Raw genomic sequence first — 26,717 nt, 5'->3', positions numbered from 1 at the left:
GCTAGGCTTACGCTCGCACCGCAATTATTGCAAACCATCCGCACAGGCATCCTGACATGACTGAACCAAACACTTTTCAGCTCCACACCGACTACCAGCCCGCTGGTGATCAGCCGGAAGCGATCCGTTCACTCGTCAATGGCCTGCATGATGGCTTGTTACACCAAACCTTGCTGGGCGTTACCGGGTCGGGCAAAACCTTCACGATGGCAAACATCATCCAGCAAACCCAGCGCCCGGCAATTATTCTGGTGCACAATAAAACGCTGGCGGCACAACTTTACGGCGAGATGAAGGAATTTTTTCCGAATAATTCGGTGGAATATTTCGTTTCCTACTTCGATTATTACCAGCCAGAAGCCTATGTGCCGTCCAAAGACGTGTACATCGAAAAAGATTCCGCCATTAACGACCACATCGAACAGATGCGCCTTTCTGCCACCCGCAACCTGTTCGAGCGCAAAGATGTCATCATTATCGCCACCGTTTCATCAATTTACGGCCTCGGCGACCCCGAATCGTATTTGAAAATGCTGCTAATTCTGGTGCGCGGTGACCGCATCGACCAGCGCACCCTGTTACGCCGACTCGCGGAAATGCAATACAGCCGCAACGACCTTGACCTGCAACGCGGCACATTCCGGGTACGTGGCGAAATCATCGACATCCACCCAGCGGAGTCCGACAAGGAAGCCATCCGCATCGAACTGTTCGACGACGAAATCGAAAACCTCAGCTATTTCGACCCGCTGACCGGCGAAGTGCTACGCCGTGTGCCGCGCCTCACGGTTTACCCGAAAACGCACTACGTCACCCCGCGAGAGGTGTTGTTGGCTGCCATCGACTACATCAAGGCCGAACTCAAGGAACGCCTCACCGTCTTGCGCGAAAACGACCGGCTGGTAGAAGCGCAACGTCTCGAACAGCGCACCCAGTACGACATCGAAATGATCGTCGAAACCGGCTACTGTTCCGGCATCGAAAACTATTCGCGCTACCTGTCGAAACGCCCGGTAGGGGAACCACCACCCTGTTTATTCGACTACTTACCGCGCAATGCCATCGTGTTCATCGACGAAGCGCACGTCACCATTCCACAATTCGGCGGCATGTACAAAGGCGATTATTCCCGTAAAAGCACACTGGTGGATTACGGTTTCCGCCTGCCCTCGGCACTCGACAACCGCCCGCTGCGCTTTGACGAATTCGAGAAACTGATTCCGCAAGCCATCCACGTTTCCGCCACGCCCGGCACCTATGAGCTGGAGCATTCCGACAATATCGCCGAACAGGTGGTGCGCCCGACCGGGTTAGTTGACCCGATAGTCGAAGTACGCCCTATCCTCTCGCAAGTCGACAACGTGATGTCCGAAATCAGCGAACGTGCCCAGCGCAATGAACGCGTGCTGGTCACCACGCTGACCAAACGCATGGCGGAAGACCTCACCGATTACCTGATGGAACACAATATCAAGGTACGTTACCTGCATTCTGACATCGACACCGTGGAACGCGTTGAAATCATCCGCGACCTGCGCAAGGGCGAATTCGATGCTTTGGTAGGGATCAACTTGTTAAGGGAAGGCTTGGATATACCGGAAGTGTCATTGGTAGCGATTCTGGATGCTGACAAGGAAGGTTTCCTGCGTTCTGAGCGCTCCCTGATACAGACTATCGGGCGGGCAGCACGCAATGCGGAAGGCAAAGCCATCCTCTACGCTGACAAAATCACCGATTCCATGCGCAAGGCAATGGACGAAACCAGCCGCCGCCGCACCAAGCAGCTTGCCCACAATGAACAACACGGCATTACCCCACAAACCATCCGCAAGCGCATTGCCGACGTGATGGAAGGCGCTTACGCCAATGCCAGCAAGGGCAAAGGGAAAACACGTGGGGAAAAGAAAGTTGCCGAGGAAGCGGCAGAATACCGCAGCCTGACGCCCGACCAGGCGCTCAAGCAAATCAAGAAGCTGGAAGAAAAGATGTTCCAGCACGCCAAAAATCTGGAATTTGAACAGGCTGCCTCAGTCCGCGATCAGCTTGCCCACATCCGCGCCCGTGTGTTCGGACTGGAGTAAAGCGGGAGGGGTTTCTTTCTCGAACTCAGCTTTCAGCGTGGTGTAATGCTGTGCAAACATCAGTTCAAGCTCTTCAATCACCACCGGGGCTGACTTGCCATGGATCACATGCGCTGTCATCAGGCTGGACGTTTCATTGAGCAAACGTTCACGCGGAACCATCGGATACGTCGCTGTCAAGCGCTTAATCGCCTTAACGACACTTTCCTGTTCGGGGCGCGGAATGTTTTCGGGGGTGGGGAATTCAGTCATGGGTTCAGCATCAAGTGTTGGCGAGCCTGCTAAAAACTCAGCAAAGCGCATCAGGGTTGCCTGATCTTGTGAACTCATGTCGCGGTATAGCTTGCGAAGACGCTTTTCTTCGGCAGAGCCGTTGGATTGTGGCATACCGGGTAACATGGGAAATATCCTGTGTGATGCAAATAATCCGGGGTACAGCAACATGAGCTGTACCCGCAGCGGATTTTATTTCTGCTTTTTGAGGTTTTCGCAATAGCTGCGGGCAAACTCCAGCAGTTCTTCCATCGCACGGACTTTGAACTTCTGGCGCTGACGCACGAAAGAGAAGTCACGGGTCAGGGGTGGATCCAGCGGGATAGATACCAGTGAGCCAAGGCGCAATTCTTTACCGATACTGGCGCTGGAGACAATGGAAACGCCCATGCCAGCTTCAACAGCACCTTTGACGGCTTCCGGGCTACCCAATTCCAGACAAGCATTCATGGCGTGCTTGTCCATACCCAGCGCATACAGATAATCCAGTACCACTTCACGTGTGCCTGAACCTTCTTCACGGCAGATGAACGGGTATTCCAACACGTCTTTCAGCTTGACAGCAGTTTTGCTTGCCAGCGCATGAGTTGGCGGCACAATCAGCACCAGCTCATCCTGACGGCAAACTTCTACCAGCAGGTTTTTATTGTTGACCATGCCTTCCACAACGCCTAAATCAATGACGTTGTTTTCCACCATGGAAACAATACCCTCGGTATTGGAAACACGTAAGCGCAATCTGACATCTGGGTTTTTGGAGTTGAACTCACCCAGCAATGACGGCAGCATGTATTCGGAAATGGTGGTACTCGCACCAATGGTCAGGGAGCCACTGATGTCGTTAGTCATTTCACGGATGGCATTTTCCATCTCGCTGTATTGCTCGAAAATACGCTCCGAATACTCGAAGGTAATCTTCCCAGCTTCTGTGAGGGAAACGCGATTATGCGTCCGGTCAAACAGACGGGTATCAAATTGGTCTTCCAACTGACGGATTTGGAATGTAACCGCCGGTTGTGTCATATGCAGCACTTCTGCTGCCTTGGTAAAACTCAATAATCGAGCCACCGCATGAAAGACCTGTAATCTTCTATCAGCCATATGATTACCTATTCTCCTATTACCAGTCCTAGCAAACCCCACAGGGAACTCATCCTTGCCATCCCTGTTCCGGTCATCCATTCCCGGATATTTACTACTGATCAATGATTAAAAAAAACTATCTAAAGACCTGCCAATTTTCACCAGAGGAATTTGTTATAGATAGCATAGAACAATTTTCGCATTATGGTTAATGATATGTTCAGCTTGATGAAGAAAATGATATAGAGGCACTAAGCAGCGATAAGCGGCATCTCTCTATTTATTAATCACGCTGACTATCTTTTTCCTCTGCTACTGGCGGCTTCTGGTTGCCAGGAATACGTGGATCGTCATCATCCATCAAGATACGGTGTGCAGGCCCTTCCAAATCATCGTATTGCCCACTTTTGACGGTGTAGATGAAGGCTATCACCACTACAACCATCACACCCAACGCAATAGGAATCAACAGGTACAAGGCATCCATTATGTTATATCCCGACTAAATCAGACATTATAGACCCAAATAGTTAGTTTTTCAGGCGCAATGCGTTCAGCACAACAACCAAAGAACTAGCTGACATACCGATAGCCGCCATCCACGGGGCAATCAGCCCAGTAGCCGCCAAAGGAATCGCGATCAAATTATAGACTATAGTCCAGAGAAAGTTTTGTTTGATAATGATTTGCATCCGCCGAGCAGTACGGACGGCAAAAGGCAGTTGCTGCAAGTTTTCTGATAACAGCACCATGTCGGCGCTGGCTTGTGCCAATTGTGAACCGCTGCCCATCGCAATGGATACCTGCGCCCCCGCCAACACAGGCGCATCGTTCACCCCGTCGCCCACCATCGCGACGACTTTGCCTTGTGCTTGTAAGTCACGCAAATACGCTAGCTTATCGTCAGGCAATTGCCCACCAAGGGCATGAGAAATGCCTAATTGCTGCGCCACTGTCGCCACCACATGCGGCGAATCACCACTCAACAAGGTTACTTCCACACCCAGGGCTTGCAACTCAGTGACCATGCCAGCAGCTTCAGCACGCAACTGGTCTGCCAAGCTGATGACCGCCAACCAGCCATCTTCCGACCCCAGAAAGACTTGTGAACGCGCCGCAGGCGGCAAAATACCTTGCGGGACTTCACACCCGGTCAGTTCCTGCACGAATGCTGGCGTCCCTATCCGATAACGTTTTTGCTGATACATGCCTTTGACCCCACGCCCTGACTCTGAACTCAGGTCATCGCAACGCAGCGGGCTGGTACTCAAACGCATAATGGCATGGGCAACCGGGTGTTCAGAGGCCGTTTCCAGCCCCGCTGCCACCTGCTTGCAGACATCCTCCGGCATTGCACTCAACACCTGAATATCCACGACTTCCAGATGACCATGCGACAGGGTTCCGGTCTTGTCAAAAATAATGTGGTTGATACGCGCCAGTGTTTCCAGCGCATGACCACGGGTAGTCAACACCCCTTTGGACGTCAGCAAGCCCGTCGCCGCCGTGAGCGCTGCTGGCGTGGCTAATGAGAATGCACAGGGGCACGTCACCACCAACACCGACAGGGCAATCCAGAAGGCTTGTGAAGGCTCATGCAGATACCACCATGCAAAAACACTCACCGCAATGACTAAGATAATGGGCACAAAGCGTGAGGCCACTTTTTCAGCCAACCGCGCCAGCTCCGGTTTCTCGGCCTGCGCCCGCTCCAGCAAACGGATAATGGCAGCCAACACGGTACTGTCGCCGACCTTTTCCACCTGCATGGTTAGCGGGCTTTCAATATTTAACGTACCGCCCACCAAGGCATCGCCTAGCTGTTTGTGGCACGGTAAGCTTTCGCCCGTCAGCAGGGATTCGTTGGTGCTGCTCGTACCTTCAAGCACCGAGCCATCCGCAGGCACCACTTCCCCCGGCTTAACCAGCAGGTGATCACCCAGCTCAAGCTGGCTGACCGGCACCACTTCCTGTTCGCCATCACGCAAGCGCGTAGCCGTAGCTGGCATCAGCCGCACCAGTTCTTCAGCCACCTGCCCGGCCTTGTGACGTGCTGCCATTTCCAGATAGCGCCCAGTCAGCAGGAAAAAGGTGAACATGCTTACCGAGTCAAAATAGACTTCGCCCTGTCCGGTCAAGGTCGCCCAGACACTGGCACTGAAGGCAACCCCGATCGCCAGCGACACCGGCACATCCATCCCGAAACGCCCGCGCCGCAAGTCTCGCCATGCCGAGCTGAAAAATACCTGTGCCGAATAGAACACCACCGGCGTGGTCATGATCAAACTGATCCAGCGCAGGAAATCGCGCATTCCCGTATCCATGTCGGAAACCGCACCGATATACATCGACACCGCGACCATCATGACCTGCATCATCCCCAGACCCGCCACGGCAATGCGCCGCAGGGCAATGGACTTTTCCTTTCTTTGCAGGGATTCAAGACGACCGGGGTCAAATGGATGGGCGTGATAGCCAATTTCTGAAATGGCTTGCAACACCGCACTGAGGTGCAGGCGTTCATTGTCCCATTTCAGGGTTGCGCGATGGGTGGAATAATTGATGCGGAAATCCAACACCCCGTCGAGTTGCTTGACGTGGTGCTCGTTCAGCCAGACGCAGGCTGCACACACAATGCCTTCCAGAATCAGCGAGGCTTCGCGGATATTGGCGCCGGTGTCGCGCACAAACGATTTCTGCAATTCCGGGGTATCGTACACCTGCAACTGACGCAAGGCTTCCGGTACCAAATCCTCCGGCTTGTCGCCGATTTCGGTGCGGAAACGGTAATAATCCGTCAGGTTATTATCCACGATGGCCGTCGCCACCGCCTGACAACCGGTACAACACATCTCGCGGGTATGACCATCAATAGTAACCGGATACAACGCCCCGGCAGGGATGGGTTGCCCGCAATGGAAGCAATTGCCTGACTCAACCTGAAAAGCAGTTTCTGTCATGCAGGCTCACTCATACCCGCTCACTGCGGCTCTTCTCCGACCCAGGTTTCACCTTTGATCTCATGGATTTCATCACCGCGCTGGATAGAAAGTACCATTGTCCACATACCGTGAACGGGCAGGCTGACCATTTGACCGTAGAAGCCGGGTTCAGATTCCAGCAATTCAAGGTTCACATCCTGCGCCTTATTGGAAGGGCGTAAAAACGACAATTGAACCTTGGCACTACTCACGGGTTGCCCTGCCTTATCCGTGACATGAATACGGAACTGGGTAGGTTTGCCAGGTTGCGGCTTTTCGAGCCAGCCATCTGCCACTTGCCAGCCGCGTTCCTTTTGGGTCTTCAATTGTGCGATGTAGTTGTTGTACTGGCTATATTTCTTCTGGTAGTCATTGGCAACCGTGCCGGGAAAAGCAGACACCACATTTTGCACGCCTTCACGGTGCGGCTGAGGCAAGAACTTGCGAATGAAGTCCGCGCTTGCCCCGCTGTTTGCCAAAGTGATGATGGTTGAATCCACAATCACCAGAATCATGAAAAACCCGATGATAATGCCCGGCCCCCAATGGAGCCTGCCCTTATCAGTATCGGAACCGCGCCGACTCCCGACAATGATACCCGGCACTATTGCCGCCATGGTAAAGAAGGAGAAATGGATCGCAAAGACATCCAGACCCGCCCAATGCAAGGACGCCACAGCGATGTAGACGGCCTGCACCACCAAAAAAGTCAACAAGGAAGCAAGCTTAGCGGGACGCTTCATTACCTTGTAAAACAGGAAAAACAGGGCAAGCGACGCAAGGACGCCTACCCCCAGAGTGAATGCAATATTTTGATTTTCCATGAAACCTTACGGGGTCATAAAGTGTGAAGGGATAATAACTGGCGCAGTCACCTTACCTTCCAGCGGCGTCAGCTTAAACTGGAACTCACGGTTTCCACCAGTATCACCGGGCTGCTTAGTATAACGGATTTTTGCCAGCACCCGCATCGTCGAATCCGGCTTCAGGCTCAAGTCATTGATATGCAATTCCATTTCAGCGCCTGGCAAGCCTTCCATTGTCAATGAATAGCGTGCTGCTTCCATGGTTTTGTTGTTGATTTTGACTTCGTAGCTGTTCTGAATACGCCCATCTGACAGGGTAACGTACAGCGGGCTGCGGATTTGTACCGCCGTCACCTCCAACAATTTACTGCTGGCAATGCTCCACACCAGATAAATCGTCGCCAATAACGTTGCTAAACCATAGCCAACCGTGCGCAATTTAAGCACTTTGGTCTTTTTGCCTTCCAAGCCGTGCTCGGAAGTGTAACGGATCAGGCCGCGCTTCCAACCTTGCTTGTCCATGATGTTGTCACAAGCATCAATACACAGAGCACAGTGGATACAACCAATCTGCAAGCCGTTACGAATATCGATACCTGTCGGGCAAACTTGTACACACAAGCCACAGTCGACACAATCGCCATGGCCTTTTTCCTGACGGTTTTGCTGATCACGCATCTCTTTCACCGGCTTAATCCGCCCGGTTGAGCCTTCACCACGGTTCATGTCGTATGACACAATCATGGTATCCTGATCAAACATAACACTCTGGAAACGTGAGTAAGGGCACATGTGCAAGCACACGTATTCTTTCGCCCAACCCGCCGTCAGGTAAGTGGTAGTCATCAGGATAATCACCGTGCCGTACACCGCTGCCGGAGCACTACCCGTAAAGAATTGCCCGGTCAGGGTGAACGCATCCCCCCAGTACAAGGCAAAGCTCAAGCCCGTCCACATCGCCAACAGCAGCCACAGGCCATGGGTCAAACCGATCTTGCGAATTTTCTCAACATTCCACGGCTGCTTCTCCAGACGCAAACGCGCTACCCGGTCACCTTGAATGAAACGCTCAATCCAGCGGAAGGCATCCGTCCACAGGGTCTGGAAGCAGAAATAGCCGCAGAACACCCGCCCAAACAGCGTCGTCACAAAAAATAGCAATACCGCCGCAAGGAACAATAAGGCCGTGAGCCAGAAAATATCCTGCGCGTGCATCACCAAATCAAACATGTAATAACGTCGACCGGGAATATCGAACAGGATAGCCTGATCTGGCCCGACCGCCCGCTCCCAGCGCACCCATGGCAGCAGAAAAAATACTGCATAGGCCACCACCAGAATGGCTGTTTTGATATTACGGAAACGGCCTTCCACCGAGCGTGGCTGGAGGGAAGACTTGGGCTGGATGACTTGTTCAGTACTCATAATGTTGCAATATCCAATCGTTCGCTGTGCCGGACGGGGTAAAAAAACTGCATCATACCCGACCCCACACACATTACATTGCGCAGAATCAAGTTAACGCAGTATTTCACTGATTTCTCAAAGATAGTCCGCATTACCCATGTAAGGGCGCAAGGCTTCCGGGATACGAATACGCCCATCCGCTTCCTGATAATTTTCCAGCACTGCCACCAAAGTACGCCCGACCGCCAGCCCAGAACCGTTCAGGGTATGCAGCAATTCCGGCTTGCCGGTTTCCGGGTTACGGTAACGCGCCATCATGCGCCGCGCTTGAAAATCGCCGAAGCTGGAACAGGATGAAATCTCACGGTATTTTTGCTGACCTGGCAACCACACTTCAATATCGTAGGTTTTTGTTGAGGAAAATCCAGTATCCCCCGCGCACAACACGATCACCCGATAAGGCAGGCCAAGCTTTTGCAAGATGGCTTCAGCGTGCCCGGTGAGGGTTTCCAACGTTTGCATGGAGTCTTCCGGGCGCACCAGTTGCACCATTTCCACCTTCTCAAACTGGTGCTGGCGAATGAGGCCACGGGTATCCTTGCCGTAAGAACCGGCTTCGGAACGGAAACACGGGGTGTGGCAAGCGTATTTCACCGGCAAATCAGCCGCATCGGTAATGGTGTCACGCGCCAGATTGGTGACAGGCACTTCCGCCGTCGGGATCAGGTAATAGCCCTGCTCGCCTTCCAACTTGAACAAGTCTTCGGCAAATTTGGGTAATTGCCCGGTGCCGCGCAAGCTGTCGGCATTCACCATGTAAGGCACATAGGCTTCGGTATAACCGTGTTCCAGCGTGTGAGTGTCCAGCATTAACTGGATCAGCGCCCGGTGCATCCGCGCCATTGCGCCGCGCATCACCACGAAACGTGAGCCGGTCAGTTTCGCGCCTGCGTCAAAATCCATCCAGCCATTCGGCAGACCGAGGTCAACGTGGTCTTTTGGCTCGAAAGCAAACGCAGCGGGTTCACCCCAGCGGCGGATTTCCACATTGGCGTTTTCATCCCTACCATCCGGCACGGAAGCGTCCAACAGGTTGGGGATGCCCATGACAATGGCATCAAGTTCGGTTTGCAGGCGAGCAAGTTCCTGCTCTTTTTCCTTGAGGGTGTCACCCATATTGGCGACTTCTGCCAGCAAAGGCTGGATGTCTTCGCCCTTGGCTTTGGCCTGACCGATCGCCTTGGAACGTGAGTTACGCTCGTTTTGCAGGTTTTGGGTTTCAATCTGAAGCGCTTTGCGGCGCTCTTCCACGCTGCTGATGGTGTCGACATCCAGTTTGAAGCCTCGCCGCGCCAATTGCGTGGCGATTTCATCCAGTTCTGATCGTAAGCGTTTTGGGTCTAACATAATTCTTGTTCCGTGTTCCGTGAGAGCATTCAGAAAGGCGTTATCTTACCTCAGATTGCCGCGTCACATAATCCCTTTAAACCAACCGCGCCACCGACACCCCTGCCCACACTGCCAGCACGCAAACCCCAACATTCAGCAACGCATTTAACCCCGCCCCCAACAACCTGCCTTGCTGAATCAGATCAAACGTATCCAAAGAAAACGTGGAAAATGTGGTAAATGCACCCAAAACCCCCACAATTAATCCTCGTGCCAACACCGAATTCAGCAACTCACGTTCCATGAAATACAACGTTAAAAAGCCAATAAAAAACGAACCAAATACGTTCACAACCAGCGTCCCGTAAGGGAATCCACGCCCTAACCACTGGTACACACCATTCGCCACCATGAAACGTAACAACGCACCGATTGCACCACCTAATAAAATTCCACCTATCTGATACATGCCAATTCCTTCGTAATTCAGCTAAAATCAATTTTTTGTTGGAAGTACGCTACAGTACCCATTCCCTAGTACAAGGTCATAATAGTTCGTGAAAACCAGTGCAGCCCCACACAACCTGTTATTCCAGCAGCTAGCTGACATTTTGCCACAGGACGCCATCCTGACGACAAAAGAAGACTTGCACCCCTATGAGTGCGACGGCCTAACTGCGTACCGCCATTTGCCTCTAGCAGTGGTATTACCCACCACCATCGAACAGGTGCAATTGATTGTCAAAACCTGTTCACGCCTGAAAATACCCGTGGTGGCACGCGGTGCAGGCACTGGCCTGTCCGGTGGCGCATTGCCACACGAAGGCGGTATTGTCTTGAGCCTTGCCCGCTTCAAGCAGATCATGGAAATCGACACCGTAAACCTGCACGCCCGCGTCCAGCCCGGTGTGCGTAACCTTGCCATCAGTCAGGCAGTCGACCACCTTGGCCTGTTTTACGCCCCTGACCCTTCCTCGCAAATTGCCTGCTCGATTGGCGGTAATGTTGCGGAAAACTCCGGCGGGGTACATTGCCTCAAATACGGTCTGACCGTTCACAATATCCTCGAAATCAAGGTTGTCACCATTGACGGCGAATTACTAACCATAGGCAACGACCGGCTGGATACCCCCGGTTACGACTTGCTGGCGCTGATGACCGGCTCGGAAGGCATGTTGGGGATTGTCGTCGAAGTGCTGGTCAAACTGACCGTCAAGCCCGAAACCGTGCAAGTGCTAATGGCTGATTTCTCAGAAGTAGCTGATGCCGGTGATGCCGTCGCTGCCATTATCAGTAAAGGCATTATTCCCGCTGGGCTGGAAATGATGGATAACCCCGCACTCCGCGCTGCCGAAGATTTCATCCACGCAGGCTACCCGATAGATGCCAATGCCATTTTATTGTGCGAATTGGATGGCACCGAAGATGAAGTAAGCGAACAGGTCGCCAGAGTCAGCGCCATTCTCAAAGAGCACCACGCTGGCACTATCCACATCGCCAAAACTGCCGCCGAGCGTGCTCGCCTATGGGCAGGGCGCAAAGCCGCCTTCCCTGCGGTGGGGCGCATCTCCCCCGACTATTACTGCATGGATGGCACGATTCCCCGCAAACACCTCGCGCAGGTGCTGCAAAAGATTAACGATTTCTCCCAAACCTACGAACTGGGCGTAGCCAACGTCTTCCATGCCGGTGATGGCAACCTGCACCCCTTGATCCTGTACGATGCCAACCGCCCCGGCGAACTCGAAAAAGCCGAACGTTTCGGTGCGGATATTCTGGCATTATGTGTTAAAGTCGGTGGTTCTATCACGGGTGAACACGGTGTCGGGCATGAAAAACTGGATTCCATGTGCGTGCAATTTGCCGAAGCAGAACTGGAAGTTTTTCACGCAGTCAAACGTGCCTTCGACCCTGACGAATTACTAAACCCCGGAAAAGCTGTTCCCACGTTGCACCGTTGCGCAGAACTCGGTGCAATGCACGTCCATCACGGGCAGCTTTCCCACCCTGAACTGCCAAGATTTTGATTCGGGCCTGAATATGATCGCAGATAACGATATAACCTCGACATTGCAAGAAAAAGTCGTCGCAGCACTTGCTGACCACCAACCACTGAACATCATTGGTGGGGGCAGCAAAGCTTTTTACGGTAATACCACGACCGGCACGCCTGTACAGGTAGCGCCGCATACTGGCATTATTGCCTACGAACCGTCGGAATTGTGCATTACTGCCCGCGCCGGAACCCGCCTTCAGGACATCGAAGCGCTACTCACCGCCAACGGTCAGATGCTGGCGTTTGAGCCACCCTGCTTCAGCCCCGAATCCACCATCGGTGGTGTGGTCGCCTCTGGCTTGGCTGGCCCGGCACGCCCGTGGTCAGGTTCGGTACGTGACCATGTACTGGGCGTCAAACTGATCACCGGCTACGGCAAAGTCGCCAGTTTTGGTGGGCAAGTGATGAAAAACGTCGCCGGTTACGACATTTCGCGACTGATTACCGGCTCAATGGGTACACTCGGCCTGATTCTGGACGTTTCCCTGAAAGTTATGCCACGCCCAGTCACCGAGCTCACCTTGACACTCGACATGCCCAGTCAAGAAGCTTTTGAGCTGGTTACCACCATGCGCAACTCTAACTTCCCCTTGAGTGCCACCTGTTATTTTGATGGGTGTTTATACCTGCGTCTCAGTGGCGTACCCAGCCATGTGTTTGCCTCACACCGCAAGATTGGCGGCGAACCGCTCAATAACCCCGATCAATTCTGGGCAGCGCTGCGCAACCAAACCCACGAATTTTTCCAACAATACGATCGTCCGCTGTGGCGTCTATCCTTTCCTGTTTCCGCCAATGTTATCAGCCGTCTGGAAGGTAATTCCCTGGTGGAATGGGGTGGTTCACAGCGTTGGGTATACACCAATATCCCGGTGAACTTGATCCGCAATATTGCGCACAAAGGCGAAGGCCACGCCACGGTTTATCGTGGCAGCTTGCCGGGCGTCAACCCGTTCCACCCTTTGCAACCCAATATGCTCACTGTCCAACAGCGCCTCAAACAGGCAATGGATCCAAGCGGTATTTTCAACATCGGTCGCATGTATAAGGATTGGTAAATGCAAACCCAGATACTCACCGCACTGCGGCAAACTCACGACGGCAAAGTCGCTGAAGACATTTTGCGCCGCTGCGTACATTGTGGTTTTTGCAATGCCACCTGCCCTACTTACCAACTGTTAGGCGATGAAAACGACGGCCCACGCGGACGCATTTACCTCATCAAACAACTGATGGAAGGCAATCTGGAAAATACCCCGGATAGCGGACGCAAAACCTTGCAACACCTTGACCGCTGCCTGTTGTGCCGTAGCTGCGAAACCACCTGTCCGTCAGGGGTTGAATACGGCAAACTGCTGGACATTGGCCGACACATTGCCGAGAAACACGTCGGGCGCGACCGTGCCGACAAAACCTTACGCAAACGCCTGCGCACCTACCTGCCTAAAAGCAATCTGTTTAGCATAGGCTTGACTCTGGGGCGTACATTCAAGCCCTTGTTGCCAGAAAAGTTGGCGAACAAAATCACTGCACCCCGCCCGGCAGGTCACTGGCCGAAAGCACGCCACGAGCGCTGGATACTGGTGCTGGATGGCTGCGTGCAACCCGCGCTTTCCCCTGACATCAATGCGGCGGCGGCACGGGTATTCGACAAGCTCGGCATCAGTCTGGTGACAGCCCCGAAAGCAGGCTGCTGTGGTGCTGTCAGCCAGCATTTGGGCGCACCCGAAGACGCGCTCGACTATATGCGTCGTAACATTGACGCTTGGTGGCCTTACCTGTCACGTAAAGAAGGTGCTGTCGAAGCTATCCTCACCACCGCCAGCGGTTGTGGGGTGATGATTAAGGAATACGCTCACCACTTGCGTCATGACCCCGAATACGCCATCAAAGCGGAACGGATTTCGCATTTGTGCAAAGACATTGCCGAAATCATCATCAATGAAAACTACCAGCAACTCGCCCCCGCCCAAGCGACCCGCGTGGCGTGGCATCCGCCCTGCACCCTCCAACATGGGCAAAAAGTCCGGGGCGTGGTGGAAAATATTTTGCTGGATTGCGGTTTTGTGCTGGTGCCAGTCGCGGACGAACACCTGTGTTGCGGTTCAGCGGGAACGTATTCCATCCTGCAACCGGAGCTTTCCCAGCAATTGCGCCACAACAAGCTGGCAAACCTGACCCAGCATCAACCAGAAGCGATTGTCACCGCCAATATCGGTTGCCAAACACATTTGCAGGAAGCGAGTGATTTACCCGTGATGCATTGGATTCATTTGCTCGATCAAGCAAATACCTGAGGTTTAGCCTGCGGCTTCTATCAGGAAAAAAGTCGCCAGCGCCAAATCTGCCGGGCGGGTAATCTTGATATTACGGGCATCGCCCTCGACCAGTAGGGGGTGCAAACCAAACTGTTCCAGCGCGGAAGCCTCATCTGTCACCGGCAGACCCGCGTGTAAGGCATGAGCCAACGCTTCCCGTAATACCCCAAGCCTTGCCAGTTGCGGGGTAAGCGCGTGCCACAAGCCATTGCGGTCTTCGGTGTGGGCAACCCGGGAGGTATCTGGCTGGGCGCGTTTCATGGTATCACGTACTGGCACTGCCAGAATCGCACCTGCCGCTTCTCCCATACCTTCTGCCAACAGTTTGTCGACATCGTGGCGGCTCAAGCACGGGCGGGCAGCATCATGCACCAACACACCAGTGTCAGCATTCACCTGCAAAGTATTGACCAGATAATCCAGCGCATTCAGCACCGAATCGGCACGTTCACACCCACCGGGAGCGGTGTAAACATTCCCCCGCTCACTGAGCGCAGTCGCAGTGAGTTCCGCCCAATACGGATCCCCCTCACTGATGGCGACGACAATCCCCGCCACTGCCGGGTGTGTCAGAAAGCAGGCAAGGGTATGTTCAATCACCGTCTTGCCAACTAAAGGCAGGTATTGCTTGGGGCGGTCAGCCTGCATCCGCGCCCCTACACCAGCCGCCGGAATCACGACCCAGAGCTTATTCAACATGCGGGGTCAGCTTAGCTTGCGATCCGGGTGCAGTTACTTGCTGGTCAGCCCGCAAGATCACCTGATAAAAGGTTTCACCTTGGCGCACCATGCCAAGTTCGCTGCGGGCGTGCTCTTCGACGGCTTCATCGTCTTTGGATAAGCCCACTACGTCCATTTGCAAACGGCGTTTGACTTCAGCCTGCTCATCATTGGCAGCATTTTGCTGTGCAATTTTTTCTTCCAGACGCTGCATATCGGGGTAACTGCCGGGGCCTACCCACAGGCGTACAAACAGCCCGAAAGCCAGTACTCCTAGCACTATAAATACGATGCGTGTCATGTTCATATGGTGGTATTTCAGAAATAAATATGGCGGGACAAGCCCGCCATAAGAGGATAGCAGATTTAAACTGAAAGGTTAGCCCAACTGTTTAAATGCTGATTTTCCCGCATAAATACCGTTGCTGCCCAATTGTTCGGCGATACGCAGCAACTGGTTGTACTTGGCAATCCGGTCAGAGCGTGACAGTGAACCTGTCTTGATCTGGCAAGCATTAGTCGCCACCGCAATGTCCGCAATCGTGGTGTCTTCGGTTTCACCGGAACGGTGAGAAATCACGGAAGTATAACCAGCCTTGTGTGCCATACCAATCGCTTCCAAGGTCTCGGTCAGCGTACCAATCTGGTTGACCTTGATCAGGATCGAGTTGGCAATGCCCTTGTCGATGCCTTCTTGCAAGATTTTGGTATTGGTGACGAACAGGTCATCACCCACGATTTGCACGCGGTTGCCGAGCACCTTGGTGAAATGCGCCCAACCCGCCCAATCACCTTCCGCCATTGCATCTTCAATGGTCAGAATCGGGTACTGGTTAACCCAGTTTTCGAGGTAAGCAGTGAACTCTTCAGCGCTGAATTGCTTGCCTTCGGATTCCAGATCGTACTTACCGTTTTTGTAGAACTCGGAACTGGCAACGTCCAGACCCAGCCAGATGTCTTGGCCTGCTTTGAAACCGGCCTTGTCAATCGCTTCCAGAATGACTTCGATGGCCTGTTCGTTGGAAGACAGATCCGGTGCGAAACCACCTTCGTCGCCGACCGCTGTGTTCATGCCACGCTTTTTCAGCACGGACTTGAGATTGTGGAATACTTCCGCACCGTAACGTACTGCTTCTGCCATGCTGGTCGCACCGACGGGCAGAATCATGAATTCCTGCATGTCCACGCTGTTGTCAGCGTGTGCACCACCGTTGATGATGTTCATCATTGGCACGGGCAACTTGTAAGAATCGGCTTTGCCGAGGTATTGGTACAGTGGCAGACCCTGCTCGTTAGCCGCTGCGTGTGCAGCCGCCATGGAAACAGCCAGCAGCGCATTAGCACCCAGACGGCCTTTGTTTTCAGTGCCATCTAATGCAATCATGGCGCGGTCCAGGCCACCCTGATCGGTCACATCCATACCTGCAACGGCTTTAGCAATTTCACCGTTGACGTTGGCAACAGCCGTTTGTACGCCCTTACCTAGGTAACGCGCACCACCGTCGCGCAATTCAATCGCTTCACGCGAGCCAGTGGACGCACCGGAAGGCACAGCAGCGCGACCCATCACACCACTGCTGAGGATAACATCCGCTTCTACGGTGGGGTTGCCACGGGAATCAATGATTTCACGCGCCCGTACTGATTTAATTTCAGACATGTTGTTTTCCCAATAAATTTACAAAGTATTTTCTAACAATTTTTGTGCTTTGATAACGCGATCCAGTTCGACCAGCGTTGTCAGCAATTCTTCCATGCGATCCATTGGCCAAGAGTTTGGCCCATCACTCAGTGCATTCGCCGGGTCAGGGTGTGATTCCATGAACAAGCCCGCAATGCCTACCGCGACGGCGGCACGCGCCAATACTGGCACATGTTCACGTTGCCCACCGGAGCAACTGCCCTGCCCGCCGGGTAATTGTACTGAATGAGTAGCATCAAACACTACCGGGCATTGAGTATCACGCATAATGGCAAGGCTGCGCATATCCGACACTAGGTTGTTGTAGCCAAAGCTATAACCACGTTCACACACCATGATCTGCTGGTTGCCGGTAGCGCGGGCTTTTTCGACCACGTTGCCCATGTCCCACGGCGCGAGGAACTGGCCTTTTTTGATATTGACCGGCTTGCCGGTACGCGCCACGCTTTGGATGAAATTGGTCTGGCGGCACAGGAATGCAGGCGTTTGCAACACATCCACCACGCTGGCGACTTCATCCATCGGGGTATCTTCGTGGACATCGGTCAGCACGGGCACACCAATCTCGGTTTTCACGCGTTCCAGAATGCGCAACCCTGCTTCCAGCCCCACACCACGTGCGCTGGTATGCGTCGAGCGGTTAGCCTTGTCGAAAGAGGATTTATAAATGAAAGGAATGCCCAGCCGCGTGGTCATTTCTTTCAATTTGGCAGCCGTTTCTAATGCCAGCTTTTCGGTTTCGATGGCACAGGGCCCGGAAATCAGGAAAAACGGCTGATCCAGCCCTACTTCAAACCCGCACAATTTCATGGTCGGCTTCCGTTTTTGGTTTCGTGATGCTGACGTGCCGCTTGGACAAATCCACTAAACAGCGGATGCCCCTGCCGCGGACGCGAGGTAAATTCAGGGTGGAATTGGCACGCCAAGAACCATGGGTGATCTTTCAGCTCCACCATTTCAACCAGATTACCATCAATCGACGTGCCTGACAGTATCAAACCATGCTGGGTCAACACTTCACGGTAATGATTGTTGAATTCGTAACGGTGGCGATGGCGTTCGACGATTTGTGCCGCACCGTAAGTTCCGCGTGCCAATGAACCCGCTTGCAACAAGCAAGGCTGACCACCAAGGCGCATAGTGCCACCCATATCGGAATTTTCTGAACGTTTTTCAATCGTTCCGTCTTCAGCTTGCCATTCGGTAATCAAACCAATGACCGGATGTGGGGACTTCGGGGCAAATTCGGTGCTGTGCGCCCCCACCAAACCGGCACAATGGCGTGAGAATTCGATAACAGCAACCTGCATTCCCAAACAAATACCGAGGTAAGGAATCTTATGTTCACGCGCATACTGCGCCGCACGGATTTTACCTTCGACACCACGCTCACCAAAACCACCGGGAACGAGGATGGCATCGGCATTACTCAAGATTTCCAGCGCGGCCTCATTGTCGGATTCGAGCCGCTCGGAATCGAGGTAGTGAATTTTGACCTTGGTGTGGGTCTGGATACCCGCATGGGTCAGGGCTTCGTTGAGTGACTTATAAGATTCGGTCAATTCAACGTATTTACCAACCATTGCCACGGTGATTTCCGCTTCCGGGAATTCCATCGAGTTGACCACATCTTTCCAGTCAGACAAGTCGGCTTCCGGCAGGTCATGCAGGCCGAATTTCTCAGCCACAATACGGTCGAGTTTTTGCGCGTGCAACCACAGCGGGATTTTGTAGATGTTATCCAAATCCACCGCAGAAATGACAGCGCGTTCTTCCACGTTGGTGAACAGGGATACTTTTTTACGCTCATTTTCGGGGAACGGGCGTTCGCTGCGGCACAGCAAAATATCAGGCTGGATACCGATGGAACGCAATTCCTTGACCGAGTGCTGGGTGGGCTTGGTTTTCAGCTCACCCGCCACCGCCACATAAGGCAGCAGGGTCAGGTGGATGAACAGGGCATTGTTGCGCCCCTCTTCCACACCCATTTGGCGAATGGCCTCCATGAACGGCATGGCTTCGATGTCGCCGACCGTTCCGCCGATTTCGACCATGGCGATGTCAGCATCACCGGCACCGGCACGCACGCAGCGTTTGATTTCGTCGGTAATGTGCGGGATCACCTGCACGGTCGCCCCGAGGTATTCGCCTCGGCGTTCCTTGCTGATAACGGTTTGGTAAATCCGCCCGGTGGTGAAGTTGTTGAGCTTGCTGGCTTTGAAACCGACAAAACGCTCGTAGTGCCCGAGGTCGAGGTCGGTTTCTGCGCCGTCTTCCGTGACGAAGACTTCGCCGTGCTGGAAAGGGCTCATCGTGCCGGGGTCAACGTTGATATAGGGGTCAAGTTTCAGCATGGTGACTTTGAGGCCACGTGCTTCGAGGATTGCCCCGAGTGAGGCGGCAGCAATGCCTTTCCCAAGAGAGGAAACCACGCCGCCAGTGATGAAAATATATCGAGCCATAGGAAGAAATACGCATCCGTGTGAGTCACAATTATGCGGGCGCATCCTAGCATAGATGGATGGGTTTTGCTAAGGCAAGAAGTTTACCATTGGTTTATTATACGCCCCCATGAACATACCAAAATACCTTGCGCGACTCTGCGCTACCCTGCTCACCGTGTTATTGCTGCCGAGTATCACGCTAGCAGCGCCGCAAGACGTGCGCACCCTCCCCATGAGCAACGCCGCGCAACCCTTCGAGCTAGCCGCCAAGTTGCAATGGAACCCCCACGACAATCAGTGGGACAAAGTGCTGGTACTCTACAACGGCAACCAAAGCCCGCCCGCCAACCATCCGGCCTGGGCCTACCTGGACAGCCTGAAAATCCCCACCCGCGCCCCCGCCAAAGCCGGTGAAAACCTCTACTACCAAGCCTTCCACCTCAACGCCTATTGCAGCGGCGACACCCCGCTAACCTCCGGCAAACCGCTGTACATAACCTTCGACCAGAACACCCTCGGTCATTACACCGAAAAAGATTATTTCCGCGACTGGAATTGCCCCGGCTGGAGCATGGGTCTCAACAACGTCAGCATCGTCGGCGGCAAGGAAGCCCGCAATGCCCACGGGCAAGCCTTACGCCTCAAACTGCCCAAAGGCGCATCCGGCTGCGTCAGTGAAAAAGACTGCGCCAACTGGAAACCGCACATCGGCGCACAACGCGACAGCCTGTATTATTCGTACTGGGTGAAATTCCCGGAAAATTTCGATTTCGTGCGCGGCGGTAAACTCCCCGGCATCGGCAGCGTTGCACCGCGCGTCGGTGGCGTCAAACCCAACGGCAACGACGGCTGGAGCGTGCGCGTCATGTGGGAAAAGGACGGCAAACCGGGGCAATACGTCTACCACCCCGACCAGCCGAAAAACTTTGGCGACTTCTTCCCGTGGGATACTCCCCCGCTGGAAAAAGGCAAGTGGCATCAAATCAAAACTTTCGTGCGCCTCAACACCCCCGGTAAGCGCAACGGCGTCATCACCACTTGGCTCAACGGCAAGCAAGTGCTGGACAAACGCGACCTGCGCTTCCGCAACAGCAACAACCTCCAGATTGAACGTTTCCTGTTTGCGGTATTTTTTGGCGGTACAGGAGCGGAATGGGCACCTAAACGTGATATGGTTTTATATCTGGATGACTTCACACTATCGACACAGTGATAATCACGCAAAAGGCTATTATGCAGGGCAAACTTCTCTATCTGGGGCGCACATTTCTACTGGTCATGTGTTTCCTCCTGCCGTTACAAGCGGCAGAAAATACCTTCACCGCTGAAGCACTGGATGCTCTCAGCAAACAACTGGATAGCGCTGAAAAAGAGTTTCAGCAATACGACACTGACATCACCCGGTTGGAAAGCCTGACCACGACCGCAACAGAATTGGGACAAAAAGCCCAAGCCTGCATCAGCCAGTACGAGCAGGAACAAACGCAAACCCAACAGGCAAGCGAAAGCCTCGGCACATCCACCGCCACTGACGATACCGAGGTCAAGCGCAAACGTACTGAGCTGGAAGCCCAGAAACAACAGGCTGATAAAACCCTGTCACAGTGCCGCCTGATCAGCTTACGCGCTAACACCCTACTGGAATCTGCCCGTAAATCCCGACAGGATTTGCTGAAACAGCAATTGTTCGCCCCTTCTGACTCGCTGTTCACCCATCTGTACATCATCCTGCTGGAACCGGACACCTGGAAACGGGAACTTGAGGGGCTGATCAACAAACTGCTTCAACCCCTTATCAACTGGTACAACTTGATAATAGCGCTCAGCTACGGGCTGGCTGGGCTGATCGTCGGGCTGTTCTGGAGCACCCACAAACGTCGCCAATACCGGGCACAAACGCCAGCCATTCATGAAACCAGCCCAACGCTGGCAGCCGTATGGCGCAGCTTGCTACGGGTCATGCCCTACGTGTTGTTTGCCGGGCTATCAGGGCTGTCGTTATATTTTCACCCGGCAGGAACCCCCATTATCCCGCAATTCATACAAACCTTACTGGTTTTCAGCCTGAGTTACGGCATCCTGCATTCCCTGTTGCGTACCACCGCCCAAGTGGATGGCATCATGCCCGCCGACAAGAAAGCGAGCAACAGGTTGTATATCTGGGCACGCTTGTTGCTATTTTCCACCATGACCGGAGTTGTCATCCATTCACAACTGTTTGATAGCACCTCGCTGGAAAATCCCGAACCCAGCCATTTGATTGCCTTGCTGCGCATCGCCTGTGGCACGTTGGTAGGTATTGCCCTCATCCGTCTGATCTGGTTAATGTCAACGCACTTCCTCTCGATAAAACGTATCCGTTTACACTTGCTCACCGCCCTTGTTATCACGCTGGCTATCGGCAGCCTGTGGCTGGGGTATCGGAACTTTTCCAGCTACCTGTTTACCGGCGTATTCGGCACATTATTCCTATTGCTGACAACCTTGCTCCTCATCAACATTCCCGCAGAAATCTTTGACGGGCTGGATGAAGGCAAGGTGGAATGGCAACAACGACTGCGCCATCAGCTAGGGCTAAAAGCGGGGCAGTTTGTCCCCGGCCTGATCTGGCTGCGCCTGACCAATACCCTGGTTATCTATGGCTTGCTCGTTATCTTGCTACTACGCCTGTGGGGAATGTCAGAGCAGAGTCAGATAACCTTGCTCAACCAGTTAAGTAACGGCATCCACATCGCCGGTTTTACGCTGGAACCTTTACGTATTATTGGCGGCCTGCTGGCACTGGCTCTTCTGGTCAGCCTGACACAGGTTTTCAAGAAACACTTCTCGGAAAGCTGGTTACGCCGCACTACCCTGAGCAGAGGGGCGCGGGAAGCCAGCACCACCATTAGCGGTTACATTGGCATCTTGCTGTCTATTTTGGTCGGTTTGTCGGTAGCGGGTATACAATTTGAGAAGCTCGCGATTATCGCCGGGGCATTGTCGGTGGGTATCGGTTTCGGCTTACAAAACATCGTCAATAACTTCGTTTCCGGCCTGATCCTGCTGTTTGAACGCCCGATTCGCCGGGGTGACTGGATCAAGGTCGGTACTGCGGAAGGCTATGTGCGCGAGATCAGCATCCGTTCCACCACCATACAGACCTTTGACCGTTCTGACATTATTGTGCCGAACTCGGAAATCATTTCCGGGCAAGTCACCAATATGATGCTCAACGATAATTTCGGCAGGCTCATCCTCCCCATCGGCGTAGCCTATGGCTCAGACACCGCACAGGTCATGGTGATTTTACGCGAAGCGGCCACGACACACCCCGCCGTGCTGAAAGAGCGTACCGACATGAAAATAAGTGTATTCTTCCGAGGATTTGGGGCTGATTCGCTGGATTTCGAGTTGCGCTGCTTCATCCGCGATATAGAATCGAAGCTCAGCGTCACCAGCGACATCAACCTAGCAATAGACAAAGCCTTTCGCCAACAAGGTATAGATATACCATTTCCACAACGTACCTTGCATTTGGCAAAAGGCTCAGAAGTACCTGCCAAATCCCCTGATTTAAGCTAGACTACGTACTCCTTGCAGTGGCTCCATAGTTTAATGGATAAAACGGCCCCCTCCTAAGGGGCAGCTATAGGTTCGATTCCTATTGGGGCCGCCACTTTTCCAGTTGCAGTAGCCGCTGTGCGCATAGCATCGCTGGGTGCATAATTCAACGTCACCACCTGCGGGCAACGCTGACAACCCGCCACACCTTCCTGTTGCCACCACCGGCACGTACTGCGGATAGGACACGGTGCTAACTTGTGTACCACCACCGGCACCAGACTCACCACATTAGCCGCCAGTTGGCAGGAGGATTGCTCCCCATCGAAATGCTGGCAGCCTGTTTTCGCACAAGGTGCAGCAAACCGGAAAACTTCTGTAGGGTCGAGGTCTCCGGCAAGCTGCAACACCTCATCGGTAATGGGCTGGACATGATCCAGATAGGCCGTTTCCGGTTTTTCCGCCGTACCACCAACCACTGCAAATAATTGTGCGCCCTGTTCTTTATGGTTGGCACTGGGGCAAAGTGTCTCAAGATTCATGGGCATCACCATTATTCTCAGCAAGTAGCAACAGGAGGATTGGTTGGAGCAGGCAAACCACCCGCAATAACAGGAGGTTTGATCGGCGCAGGCAAACTACCCGCAATAACAGGGGGTTGTGCAGGCTTTCCACCAGCAACGACAGGCGGCTTGGTCGGAGTAGCAGTTTTACCGCCTGCGATGATTGCACTGGAACAATCGTTCAGCATACTTCCCATATTACTGGTCTGTTTTGGATTGCTGGCCTCGCAGGTTTGGCGGGCACTCAGGGCGCGGGTACGACCTTGTTGTGCCAATTGCTGGATGTCTGTTGTCTCAATACAGATGGGGCGTTGTTGAATAGTCGTCATATCAGTTACTCAATAGCGGGTTTCAGAAAAGGATTATTAACTTTACAGAAAGACTAGTATTGAATAAGCCACGGCTTGTGATGATTACGACAAAAGTACAAGTTTTAATGATAACTGGCGATAACCATCTCAACGAAGGAATCAGCCATTTTGACGAGTTCCCATTCAATTTCTCCGTGACCTTGAAAACAATACTTCGGACATGACATGGCTCTATGAGCTGCATGGCGTGCAAGAATACTGGATTATCCACCCGACTGACCGCTGGGTGATGGTGTATACGCTCAAGGACGACGGGCAATATGGCTTGCCACGCATGTTCGGGATGGAAGAGCCGCTCGCCGTGGGCTTGTTCCCGGAGTTGAATATTAATTGGGCGTTTATGCAAGAAGCGTAGAGTAAAAACTCTGTCCACAATTACCAATTTTCCAGCAATGCGGGGTAGGAGTTCTACAAATACTTCATTTTGTTTATAAGATCTTGTAAGCTTGGGCAGTTTTCACTCACTCTGACAGGTATTATGGAACTCTTAAAGCAAATGATTGAGTATGTGCCATTATTTCAGACAATCACTTGGGCTCTGTTAGTTTTAATCGCAATTTTCTTATATGGAAGGCAAATTCGCTCCTTGCTTGATAGTCTTACCGATAGAATACATAAAGGTGGAATCAGCTTTGCAGGCATTGAAATAAAAGAAAAGATGATCACAAAAACATCTGATATAAAAGAAGAAATTGAGACTTTTGGCCAGCCAGACAAATTAAAACTTCTTTTTAAAGTTCAAGGAAAAACATGGCAAAAAAGCACTAAAGCCTTAGAGGTTCCTGGTGGTTGCGTTGTTCAGGTGACAACAGAACGCATGAGTATAGATGGTAGTTGGATTAATGCTGAGGCTCTTACGTTCGTTCCAAATGTTATTGTTTTAACCGATAAGGACGGTGCAAACATTCTTTCCAAGGGTTAATTAATGATATTTATTAGTTATTCATGGGTTGATAAAAAATTTGCCCACCGATTTGCTGAGTTTCTTCATCGGTCGGGAAATAACATATGGATAGACTATTTGTCTCTTGACCTGAATAAGCCAATAAAAAAACAATTATTTTTGGCTGTAAAAAAATCTAACTATATGATTCTTATTAGATCGACGGCTGCTATGAATTCAAGATGGGTAAGATATGAGTTGAAACAAGCCAAGAAGCTTGGTGTGAATATTGTTGATCTTCCTATTGATTTTTTAAAAAAACATTTGATCCTTCAGGAGCTCGCAGAGCTGCAAGCCAACCTGCTGTTGCTCGAACAAGCCGAAACCACCGATACCGACGTGGTTACCCATTAAAATGCCATCCAAACTTCCACGCTTCAGCGAATTCATCACGCTGATTGCGCTACTCAGTTCCCTCACCGCACTTGCCACCGACACCATGCTGCCCGCACTTGCCACCATCGGGCAGGAACTGGGCGTGACGCATGAAAACGAAGCGCAACTGATCATTTCTACCCTGTTTTTGGGGCTAGCAAGCGGGCAAATATTTTTCGGCCCGCTGTCGGATGCAACCGGACGCAAGCCGCTGATGTACGTCGGTTTGGGCATGTTCATGCTCGGTAGCCTGCTGTCGATGCTGGCGCAAGACTTTTCCCACATGCTGTTCGGGCGTTTTCTGCAAGGGCTGGGGGCTTCCGCACCGCGTGTCCTGACGATGGCGTTAGTGCGTGATTGTTATGCGGGAGCGGCAATGGCGCGGGTGATGTCGTTTACCATGAGCATATTCATTCTCGTGCCGATGATTGCGCCATCGTTGGGGCAAGGTATCCTGTTGTTCGCGGGTTGGCGCAGCATTTTCACGGTGTTCCTGCTGCTGGCAGTCATTGTCGCTGTCTGGTTCTGGTTGCGGATGCCGGAAACCTTGCCGCCCGACAAACGTAGGGCGTTCACGTTTCCTGAGTTCTGGCGGGGGCTGAAGGAGGTTGTCACCAACCGTACTAGCATGACCTATACCGCCACGGCGGGCATGGTGTTTGGTGCATTTCTCGGCTATTTGAGTTCGGCGCAGCAAATCCTGCAAATCCAGTACGGTCTGGGGGAACGTTTCCCGCTGTACTTTGCCCTGCTGGCGCTGTCGATTGGCGGAGCCTCACTCCTCAATGCACGGCTGGTCATGCGGTTTGGAATGCATTGGCTGGTGATGCGGGCGGTCATACTGTTTACCGTGCTATCCGGCCTGTTTCTGCTGGTCGCTTATGCGACGCAAGGGCATCCACCGCTGGAAAGCCTGATGGCATATTTCATGCTCACCTTCCTCGCGCTGGGGATGACGTTTGGCAACCTGAATGCGCTGGCGATGGAACCGCTGGGGCATGTCGCAGGCATTGCTGCATCAGTGATTGGTTCGCTGTCCACCCTCGTCGCGATTCCTTTAGGGACGTTCATCGGGCAAAGCTATAATGGCACCGTGCTGCCCTTGACTGGCGGCTTTTTTCTACTCGGGTTGCTGGCAACAGCCGCTCTGTTTTTAGGGGAGAAAACGACGTGGAAACCACAACACTGACCTTTTTGCGCCATGCCACCGCTCAGGATCGCGCCTTAGGGCTGCCCGACGAATCCCGCAGGCTGGTGGATAAAGGCAAAAAGCAGATGCAACGGGTAGCCGACTTTTGCAAGCAGCGCCAACTGATCCCCGCCTACCTGCTGTGCAGTCCGCTAGTAAGGGCACGAGAAACGGCGCAAGCCTTGCAGAAAAACCTGTCTGCTTGCCCAAACCCCAAAATGGTTTCTTGGCTGGCCAATACTGACCCGGATACCATGCAGGCTGAACTGGAAAAACTCGCGAATAGCGGCCTGAATGACCTTTGGTTGGTCGGTCATGAGCCGGACTTTTCCAGCCTCATCTCACAACTGCTCGGGCGGCGGGAAGCCATCATCAAAGTGAAAAAGGCGTCACTGATTCGGCTGGAAGTGGATTTTCAGACAGGTATTGGAGAATTGCAGTGGAGCATCCCCAACACCCTGATGAAGTGAGGT

26 protein-coding genes and 1 tRNA gene are annotated in these 26,717 nt (G+C 52.9%); 13 read left to right on the top strand and 14 right to left on the bottom strand.

Going from position 1 to position 26,717, the window contains the following annotated elements:
• The first annotated feature begins 56 nt into the window (after positions 1 to 56).
• Positions 57 to 2,081, top strand: coding sequence for an excinuclease ABC subunit UvrB (gene uvrB, locus J9253_RS02385; protein ID WP_210223139.1), 2,025 nt, complete (start codon positions 57 to 59; stop codon positions 2,079 to 2,081).
• Here the strand turns inward: uvrB and J9253_RS02380 are convergent.
• The 8 genes from J9253_RS02380 to crcB all read right to left on the bottom strand — a co-directional run bounded on the left by J9253_RS02380 (position 2,028) and on the right by crcB (position 10,489).
• Entirely contained in the window at positions 2,028 to 2,480 is a 453-nt protein-coding gene (locus J9253_RS02380; protein ID WP_210223138.1) for a hypothetical protein, read from the bottom strand. The genes uvrB and J9253_RS02380 overlap by 54 nt on opposite strands.
• A 66-nt stretch (positions 2,481 to 2,546) precedes the next feature.
• Positions 2,547 to 3,455: a selenium metabolism-associated LysR family transcriptional regulator gene (locus J9253_RS02375; protein ID WP_210223137.1), complete on the bottom strand. Its 909-nt coding sequence runs from the start codon at positions 3,453 to 3,455 to the stop codon at positions 2,547 to 2,549.
• A 265-nt stretch (positions 3,456 to 3,720) separates the two neighbouring features.
• Complete coding sequence (ccoS, locus tag J9253_RS02370; protein WP_210223136.1) at positions 3,721 to 3,924, bottom strand: cbb3-type cytochrome oxidase assembly protein CcoS; 204 nt, start codon at positions 3,922 to 3,924, stop codon at positions 3,721 to 3,723.
• Between the two features lie 43 nt (positions 3,925 to 3,967).
• Positions 3,968 to 6,397, bottom strand: a complete 2,430-nt coding sequence (locus tag J9253_RS02365; protein WP_210223135.1) for a heavy metal translocating P-type ATPase — start codon at positions 6,395 to 6,397, stop codon at positions 3,968 to 3,970.
• Between the two features lie 20 nt (positions 6,398 to 6,417).
• Entirely contained in the window at positions 6,418 to 7,242 is an 825-nt protein-coding gene (locus J9253_RS02360) for a FixH family protein (protein WP_210223134.1), read from the bottom strand.
• A gap of 6 nt (positions 7,243 to 7,248) precedes the next feature.
• Positions 7,249 to 8,649, bottom strand: a complete 1,401-nt coding sequence (ccoG, locus tag J9253_RS02355) for a cytochrome c oxidase accessory protein CcoG (RefSeq protein ID WP_210223133.1) — start codon at positions 8,647 to 8,649, stop codon at positions 7,249 to 7,251.
• A gap of 117 nt (positions 8,650 to 8,766) precedes the next feature.
• Positions 8,767 to 10,038 carry a serine--tRNA ligase gene (gene serS, locus J9253_RS02350; protein WP_210223132.1) on the bottom strand — a complete coding sequence of 424 codons (1,272 nt, stop codon included), beginning with the start codon at positions 10,036 to 10,038 and terminating at the stop codon, positions 8,767 to 8,769.
• A gap of 76 nt (positions 10,039 to 10,114) precedes the next feature.
• On the bottom strand, positions 10,115 to 10,489 hold the full coding sequence (gene crcB / locus J9253_RS02345; protein WP_210223131.1) for a fluoride efflux transporter CrcB: 375 nt from the start codon (positions 10,487 to 10,489) through the stop codon (positions 10,115 to 10,117).
• Between the two features lie 88 nt (positions 10,490 to 10,577).
• On the opposite strand from crcB, the gene J9253_RS02340 reads away from it, so the two are divergent.
• Genes J9253_RS02340 through glcF form a run of 3 tightly spaced genes read left to right on the top strand, consistent with a single transcriptional unit; the run spans position 10,578 to position 14,373 of the window.
• On the top strand, positions 10,578 to 12,047 hold the full coding sequence (locus tag J9253_RS02340; RefSeq protein ID WP_210223130.1) for an FAD-linked oxidase C-terminal domain-containing protein: 1,470 nt from the start codon (positions 10,578 to 10,580) through the stop codon (positions 12,045 to 12,047).
• Positions 12,048 to 12,060: 13 nt separating this feature from the next.
• Positions 12,061 to 13,134, top strand: a complete 1,074-nt coding sequence (gene glcE / locus J9253_RS02335) for a glycolate oxidase subunit GlcE (RefSeq protein ID WP_210223129.1) — start codon at positions 12,061 to 12,063, stop codon at positions 13,132 to 13,134.
• Entirely contained in the window at positions 13,135 to 14,373 is a 1,239-nt protein-coding gene (glcF, locus tag J9253_RS02330) for a glycolate oxidase subunit GlcF (protein ID WP_210223128.1), read from the top strand.
• 3 nt (positions 14,374 to 14,376) lie between these two features.
• Here the strand turns inward: glcF and ispD are convergent, their stop codons facing one another.
• From ispD to J9253_RS02305, 5 genes are all read right to left on the bottom strand, one after another.
• A complete protein-coding gene (gene ispD / locus J9253_RS02325; RefSeq protein ID WP_210223127.1) occupies positions 14,377 to 15,093 on the bottom strand; it encodes a 2-C-methyl-D-erythritol 4-phosphate cytidylyltransferase in 717 nt (238 codons plus the stop codon).
• Positions 15,083 to 15,415, bottom strand: a complete 333-nt coding sequence (locus J9253_RS02320) for an FtsB family cell division protein (RefSeq protein WP_210223126.1) — start codon at positions 15,413 to 15,415, stop codon at positions 15,083 to 15,085. Before J9253_RS02320 ends, ispD begins: the two co-directional genes overlap by 11 nt.
• A 78-nt stretch (positions 15,416 to 15,493) precedes the next feature.
• Positions 15,494 to 16,774 carry a phosphopyruvate hydratase gene (eno, locus tag J9253_RS02315; RefSeq protein ID WP_210223125.1) on the bottom strand — a complete coding sequence of 427 codons (1,281 nt, stop codon included), beginning with the start codon at positions 16,772 to 16,774 and terminating at the stop codon, positions 15,494 to 15,496.
• Positions 16,775 to 16,792: 18 nt separating this feature from the next.
• Positions 16,793 to 17,626 (bottom strand): 3-deoxy-8-phosphooctulonate synthase, encoded by an 834-nt coding sequence (gene kdsA / locus J9253_RS02310; protein WP_028488213.1) that lies wholly within the window; start codon positions 17,624 to 17,626, stop codon positions 16,793 to 16,795.
• Positions 17,623 to 19,278, bottom strand: coding sequence for a CTP synthase (locus J9253_RS02305; protein WP_210223124.1), 1,656 nt, complete (start codon positions 19,276 to 19,278; stop codon positions 17,623 to 17,625). The genes kdsA and J9253_RS02305 overlap by 4 nt, the downstream gene beginning before the upstream one ends.
• Positions 19,279 to 19,387: 109 nt before the next feature.
• On the opposite strand from J9253_RS02305, the gene J9253_RS02300 reads away from it, so the two are divergent.
• The 4 genes from J9253_RS02300 (at position 19,388) to J9253_RS02285 (ending at position 23,291) form a co-directional block, all read left to right on the top strand.
• On the top strand, positions 19,388 to 20,473 hold the full coding sequence (locus J9253_RS02300; protein ID WP_228291478.1) for a polysaccharide lyase: 1,086 nt from the start codon (positions 19,388 to 19,390) through the stop codon (positions 20,471 to 20,473).
• A gap of 20 nt (positions 20,474 to 20,493) precedes the next feature.
• Entirely contained in the window at positions 20,494 to 22,824 is a 2,331-nt protein-coding gene (locus J9253_RS02295) for a mechanosensitive ion channel family protein (RefSeq protein WP_210223123.1), read from the top strand.
• Positions 22,825 to 22,843: 19 nt separating this feature from the next.
• Positions 22,844 to 22,918: transfer RNA gene (locus tag J9253_RS02290), tRNA-Arg, on the top strand.
• A gap of 145 nt (positions 22,919 to 23,063) precedes the next feature.
• On the top strand, positions 23,064 to 23,291 hold the full coding sequence (locus tag J9253_RS02285) for a hypothetical protein (protein ID WP_210223122.1): 228 nt from the start codon (positions 23,064 to 23,066) through the stop codon (positions 23,289 to 23,291).
• 71 nt (positions 23,292 to 23,362) lie between these two features.
• On the opposite strand, the gene J9253_RS02280 is transcribed toward J9253_RS02285, so the two are convergent.
• Positions 23,363 to 23,695, bottom strand: a complete 333-nt coding sequence (locus tag J9253_RS02280) for a hypothetical protein (protein WP_210223121.1) — start codon at positions 23,693 to 23,695, stop codon at positions 23,363 to 23,365.
• Between the two features lie 163 nt (positions 23,696 to 23,858).
• On the opposite strand from J9253_RS02280, the gene J9253_RS02275 reads away from it, so the two are divergent.
• The 5 genes from J9253_RS02275 to J9253_RS02255 all read left to right on the top strand — a co-directional run bounded on the left by J9253_RS02275 (position 23,859) and on the right by J9253_RS02255 (position 26,714).
• A complete protein-coding gene (locus J9253_RS02275; protein WP_323128874.1) occupies positions 23,859 to 24,092 on the top strand; it encodes a Uma2 family endonuclease in 234 nt (77 codons plus the stop codon).
• A gap of 123 nt (positions 24,093 to 24,215) precedes the next feature.
• Positions 24,216 to 24,659: a hypothetical protein gene (locus J9253_RS02270; RefSeq protein ID WP_210223119.1), complete on the top strand. Its 444-nt coding sequence runs from the start codon at positions 24,216 to 24,218 to the stop codon at positions 24,657 to 24,659.
• Positions 24,660 to 24,662: 3 nt separating this feature from the next.
• Entirely contained in the window at positions 24,663 to 25,034 is a 372-nt protein-coding gene (locus J9253_RS02265; protein ID WP_210223118.1) for a toll/interleukin-1 receptor domain-containing protein, read from the top strand.
• A gap of 1 nt (position 25,035) precedes the next feature.
• The gene (locus tag J9253_RS02260) at positions 25,036 to 26,244 is read left to right on the top strand and encodes a multidrug effflux MFS transporter (RefSeq protein ID WP_210223117.1); all 1,209 of its coding nucleotides are present in this window, start codon (positions 25,036 to 25,038) and stop codon (positions 26,242 to 26,244) included.
• Positions 26,226 to 26,714 (top strand): SixA phosphatase family protein, encoded by a 489-nt coding sequence (locus tag J9253_RS02255; protein WP_210223116.1) that lies wholly within the window; start codon positions 26,226 to 26,228, stop codon positions 26,712 to 26,714. Before J9253_RS02260 ends, J9253_RS02255 begins: the two co-directional genes overlap by 19 nt.
• The last annotated feature ends 3 nt before the right edge of the window (positions 26,715 to 26,717 follow it).

Origin of the sequence: Thiothrix litoralis (assembly GCF_017901135.1) — a bacterium.
GTDB lineage: Bacteria > Pseudomonadota > Gammaproteobacteria > Thiotrichales > Thiotrichaceae > Thiothrix > Thiothrix litoralis.
Note: the sequence above shows the minus strand (reverse complement) of the source record. Positions and strands in the feature narration are given on the sequence as shown.